This window comes from Burkholderia sp. Ac-20392 (assembly GCF_017104585.1).
Classification (GTDB): domain Bacteria; phylum Pseudomonadota; class Gammaproteobacteria; order Burkholderiales; family Burkholderiaceae; genus Burkholderia; species Burkholderia lata.
This window is the reverse complement of sequence record NZ_JAAGPB010000566.1, coordinates 1-4853: the sequence shown is the minus strand read 5'-3', so window position 1 is coordinate 4853 and position 4853 is coordinate 1. Positions and strand designations below refer to the sequence as shown.

Below are 4853 nucleotides of genomic sequence, written 5' to 3'. Positions count from 1 at the left end.
CGGCTTCGCGCGTACCTGTGTGCGCGCGAAGCCGCGCGCCGGCTGTCCACCGACCGCGGCGGCCGCGGGGGCGCGATCGTCAACGTATCGTCGATCGCCTCCCGGCTCGGCTCGCCGAACGAATATGTGGACTATGCGGGGTCGAAAGGCGCGGTCGACTCGCTGACGATCGGTCTCGCGAAGGAGCTCGGCCCGCACGGCGTGCGCGTCAACGCGGTACGCCCCGGCCTGATCGAGACCGAAATTCACGCGAGCGGCGGCCAGCCGGGCCGTGCGGCCCGCCTCGGCGCAACGACGCCGCTCGGCCGCGCGGGCGAAGCGCAGGAGATCGCCGAAGCGATCGTCTGGCTGCTGGGCGACGCGGCGTCCTACACGACGGGCGCCCTGCTCGACGTCGGCGGCGGCCGGTAATTCCGCCCTGCGGCGCAGCAAAAATCGCCGCTCGAAACAATCCGTCGTCACGACACCACAAATCTCCACAATTCCGTGACACGAACGGTAATCCTCCGTAACAATTCCGTGGTCTACTAGCGGACATTCAGACAGGTGTCATAAACACCCGTCCGTTGGCCCTTGATGTGGCCCCAATCGGTCCTGCCCATGTCGCCGGACCCGCTCGACTCGACCCGAGATTCCTTCCATGCCTGGAACCGCAGCGCCCAGCCGGCGACGCACGTCTGTGCCCGCTCCGGCCCAGCACACCCATTCGAACGCCGACGCCAATCTCGCTGCAACGCTCGACGCCGCTGGCACGCCCATCGTCGCCTCGACCGCCGCATCCAGCACCACGCGCGAACGCTCGCTCCTGCTCGGCTGGCGCACGTGGCTGTTCGTCGCTGCGCTAATCTGCGCGTATACGCTGCCCGGCGTGCTCGGCCACGATCCGTGGAAGCAGGACGAAACCTATACGTTCGGCATCATCCAGCACATGCTCGAGACCGGCGACTTCGTCGTGCCGACCAATGCCGGCCTGCCGTTCATGGAAAAGCCGCCGCTTTACGCGTGGGTCGCGACCAGCCTCGCATGGCTGCTGCAGCGCGTGATGCCGCTGCACGACGCCGCACGGCTCGCGAGCGCGCTGTTCGCCGCCCTTGCATTCGGCTTTATCGCGCGCGCGGCGCGCGTCGCCAGCCGCGCAGACTCCTGGTTCGACCTGCGCGTGATCGGTCCGGTCGTGCTGAGCGCGGGCACACTCGTCGTCATCAAGCACGTGCACGACATGATGACCGACGTCGCGCTGTTCGCCGGCACGGCAATCGCCTTCTGCGGACTGCTCGAACTCGTGATGCAGCACGTCGCGCGCGCACAGCAGATGCGCCACGGGCTGCCGGTCCGGCCGTCGGGACGCTGGGCCGCGCCGATCTTCGGTGCGGGCGTCGGCATCGCGCTGATGACGAAGGGGCTGTTCGTGCCGCTCGTGTTCGCGGCCACGCTCGTCGGCGCGCTGGTGCTCTATCCGGCCTGCCGCACCCGCTCGTTCGCGCGCTCGCTCGGCGTCGCCGCACTGGTGTTCGCGCCGTTCGCGCTCATCTGGCCGATCGCGCTGTTCCTGCGCTCCGAGACGCTGTTCATGACGTGGTTCTGGGATAACAACGTCGGCCGCTTCTTCGGTTTCTCCGTCCCCGAACTGGGCGCGGAAAACGACAAGCCGTTCTTCATCCTGCGCGCGTTCCTGGCCGTCGGCTTCCCGGTCGCACCGCTCGCGATCGTCGCACTCGCGCGCGGTGCATGGCGCGACTGGCGCACGCCGCGCATCGCACTGCCCGTGATGTTCGCGGGCGTCGGGCTCGTGGTGCTGCAAGTGTCCGCGACGTCGCGCCAGCTCTACATCCTGCCGTTCTTCGCCCCGCTCGCGCTGGTGGCCGCACAGGCCATCGACCGCCTGCCGCGCCAGCTGCATCTCGCGTGGGACTACCTGAGCCGCATCCTGTTCGGCACGACCGCCGCGCTCGCATGGGCCATCTGGGCGGTGATGGCCGATCCGGCCGCGTCGCGCAAGGATCTCGCACTGCTCGGCCGCTGGCTGCCGCTCGACTGGACGATGCCGATCGAACCCGCGCTCGTGATCGGTGCGCTCGTGCTGACGGTCGGCTGGCTGACGCTGCTGCCGAAGCTGCGCGCGACGGGCGTCTGGCGCGGCGCGCTGTCGTGGGGCGCCGGCGCACTCGTCGCATGGGGGCTCATTTACACGCTGCTGCTGCCGTGGCTCGACGTCGCGAAAAGCTACCGCTCGGTGTTCGACGACCTGAACGCACACCTCGCGCTCGAATGGAACGACGGCGACTGCATGGCGAGCCTGCACGGGCTCGGTGAATCGGAAGCGCCGATGCTGTACTACTTCTCCGGCATCCAGCACACGCCGATCGCCGACGCGAAGACGACGCGCTGCACGTGGATGATCGTCCAGGGCGTGCGGGCCGTCGATCCGGCGCCCGGCAACGAATGGAAACTGTTCTGGACGGGCGCACGCCCGGGCGACAACGACGAACTGCTGCGCGTGTACGTTCGCACGCCCGAACAGCACGCGGAGTAATGCGGGGAGGCACGGCGCGGCGTCGTGCTTGCTCTCCCTCATGCCAGGCTTGCAGCGGTGAGCGCCCCCGCCTGAGCAGCGAACAGCCCTCGGGAAATGCGCGCCGTCGACCGGCGCTCCCTACGGCCTCCGAGCCCGCGTGAGCGTGATTCCGCGGGCCTGCCCCCTCCCCTTGTCACGCCACCACCCGGATCTTCAGAACGAGGAGCCGGGCTCGCGAAGAAACGCCGTCTCCTCGTCGCTCGAGGCCCGACCGAGAATCGCATTCCGGTGCGGAAAGCGGCCGAAGCGCTCGACGACGGCCGCGTGCAGCAACGCGAAGCGGTGATAGCTCTCGCACCCTGCCTCGTCCCGGATGCCCGCGCACAGGCGCACGGCCTCGCGCTGGCTCTCGACCGACTCGTCGTGCTCGAACGGCAGATACGCAAACGCGCGGTGATGCCCGCTCGGCAACTGCGCGTCCCAGCCGGCCGCGACGACGCGGCGCGCGAGCACGAGTGCCTTCGAATCGGCGGCAAACGCGCGCGGCGTGCCGCGATGGATGTTGCGCGAAAACTGGTCGAGCACGACGATCAACGCCAGCGCCCCCGACGGCGAGCCTGCCCAGTGATCGCAAGCGCCGTCGCACGCGGCGTCGAGCAAGGCGCCGTAGCGTGTGCGCAGCACGTCGTCGAACGCCGCGCCGCCGTTGAACCAGACCTTGCGGTCCTGCCCGAATTCGGCCGAGCCCGGCTCGCCGAACCAGAAATCCAGAATCTCCCGCGCTTGCGGATCGAGCGCCGCTGCGCCCGCGTGGGTGCTGTCAATCGTCATGCAAACTCCAGTACGAGGCGCCGGGTGCGCGCGCTCTTCTTTTCCAGTTTCGCGACCCGCAGCTCGCCGATTTCGGACGTGTTGCGCACATGCGTGCCGCCACACGGCTGCAGGTCGACCTGCTCGATGCGCAGCAGCCGCACGCGGCCGAGGCCCATCGGCGGCTTCACGCTCATCGTGCGCACGAGATCCGGCCGTGCGGCCATCTCGTCGTCGGTGATCCATTCGGTCGTGACCGGGTGCGCGCCGGCCACCAGGCCGGCGAGGCGTCGCTCGACGTCATCGCGGTCGATTGCGTCGGACGTCGCGAAATCGAGCCGCACGTAGTCGGCCGTCACGCTGCAGCCGTCGACCGCGTACGGCAGCACCGCACACATCAGGTGCGCGGCCGTATGCAGCCGCATGTGGCGATAGCGGCGCAGCCAGTCGATCTCCGCGACGACGCGCGTGCCGGGCACGAGCGCCGCAACGCTCGCCTCCTGCCCCGGTGCGGGCACGTGCACGGCGTCGTCGGGCGTCGCGCCGTCGAACTTGGCCTTGCGCGTGTCGGCAATCGCGATCGTGCTGCCGTCCGGCAGCGTCAGCGTACCGGTGTCGCCGGCCTGGCCACCGCCGAGCGGATAGAACACGGTGCGGTCGAGCCGGATGCCGTCGTCGCCGACAGCCAGGACGACTGCATCGCATTGCGTGAGGTACGCATCTTCGCGAAACAGCGCTTGTGTCGTCATCGGGCGAGCCTCGTATCGATTGGGGGAAGCGGCCAGTGTCGCGCCGCGCGGCGCGCGCGCCCAGACGCAGATCGTCCCGCGCGCGGGCGGCGGCGTACCGGTCGATCAACCGGGCCGGTTGCGCATCCAGTCGGCCGTGTCGTAAAACGAATGCATGAGCCGCTCGCGCAGCGGCTCGGGCAGCCCGATGTCGTCCATCGCCCACGCCATGCAGCGCAGCCACTGGTCACGCTCGACCGACGCGATCGGGAACGGCAGGTGCCGCGCGCGCAGCCGCGGATGGCCGAACCGGCTGATGTAGTGGTCGGGGCCGCCGAGCCACCCGCACAGGAACCAGAACAGCTTGTCGCGCGAACCGTCGAGCGACGCCGGGTGCAGCGCGCGAATCTGCGCGAACTCGGGCTCGAGGTCCATCAGGTCGTAAAAGCGGTCCACCATTTCGCGCACGCGGGCTTCACCGCCCACGAGCTCGAACGCCGTCGGCTGCGACGGCGCATCGTCATTCACATCGGTCATACGGATAGTCGGAAAACAGGATCTTCGGGGCCGCCGGCAACGCTCATGCGTCGCGCAGCGACTGCAGCGCGGGGCGCCGCAACACATTATGCAGGCTCAGCCAGCCGGCCGCACCGGCGCATGCAACGCCGGCCACGATGCCGGCCGGCACGAGCCACGGATCGACGGCGAGCTGGAAATCGAACACGCGCGACGCAAGCACCCAGCCGACCGCGATGCGAGTCGACAGGCCGTCGTGTAGGGAAAGATGCTATATCACAGTT

At 69.1% G+C, this 4853-nt stretch carries 5 protein-coding genes and 1 pseudogene; 2 read left to right on the top strand and 4 right to left on the bottom strand.

What is annotated here, in order from left to right:
- On the top strand, window positions 1–411 hold a 411-nt coding region (locus G3N99_RS34590), incomplete at its 5' end, for an SDR family oxidoreductase (protein ID WP_206124614.1).
- A 229-nt stretch (window positions 412–640) separates the two neighbouring features.
- Entirely contained in the window at window positions 641–2533 is a 1893-nt protein-coding gene (locus tag G3N99_RS34585; protein WP_174942648.1) for a glycosyl transferase, read from the top strand.
- Window positions 2534–2728: 195 nt separating this feature from the next.
- On the opposite strand, the gene G3N99_RS34580 is transcribed toward G3N99_RS34585, so the two are convergent.
- The 4 genes and pseudogenes from G3N99_RS34580 to G3N99_RS34565 all read right to left on the bottom strand — a co-directional run.
- Window positions 2729–3346, bottom strand: coding sequence for a DUF924 family protein (locus tag G3N99_RS34580; RefSeq protein ID WP_206124613.1), 618 nt, complete (start codon window positions 3344–3346; stop codon window positions 2729–2731).
- Window positions 3343–4074, bottom strand: coding sequence for an alanyl-tRNA editing protein (locus tag G3N99_RS34575; protein WP_174987894.1), 732 nt, complete (start codon window positions 4072–4074; stop codon window positions 3343–3345). Before G3N99_RS34575 ends, G3N99_RS34580 begins: the two co-directional genes overlap by 4 nt.
- A 105-nt stretch (window positions 4075–4179) precedes the next feature.
- The gene (locus G3N99_RS34570) at window positions 4180–4590 is read right to left on the bottom strand and encodes a group II truncated hemoglobin (protein ID WP_174942657.1); all 411 of its coding nucleotides are present in this window, start codon (window positions 4588–4590) and stop codon (window positions 4180–4182) included.
- Window positions 4591–4633: 43 nt separating this feature from the next.
- Window positions 4634–4807 (bottom strand): annotated as a pseudogene (locus G3N99_RS34565) (ABC transporter permease); the annotation flags it as partial.
- Between the last annotated feature and the right edge of the window lie 46 nt (window positions 4808–4853).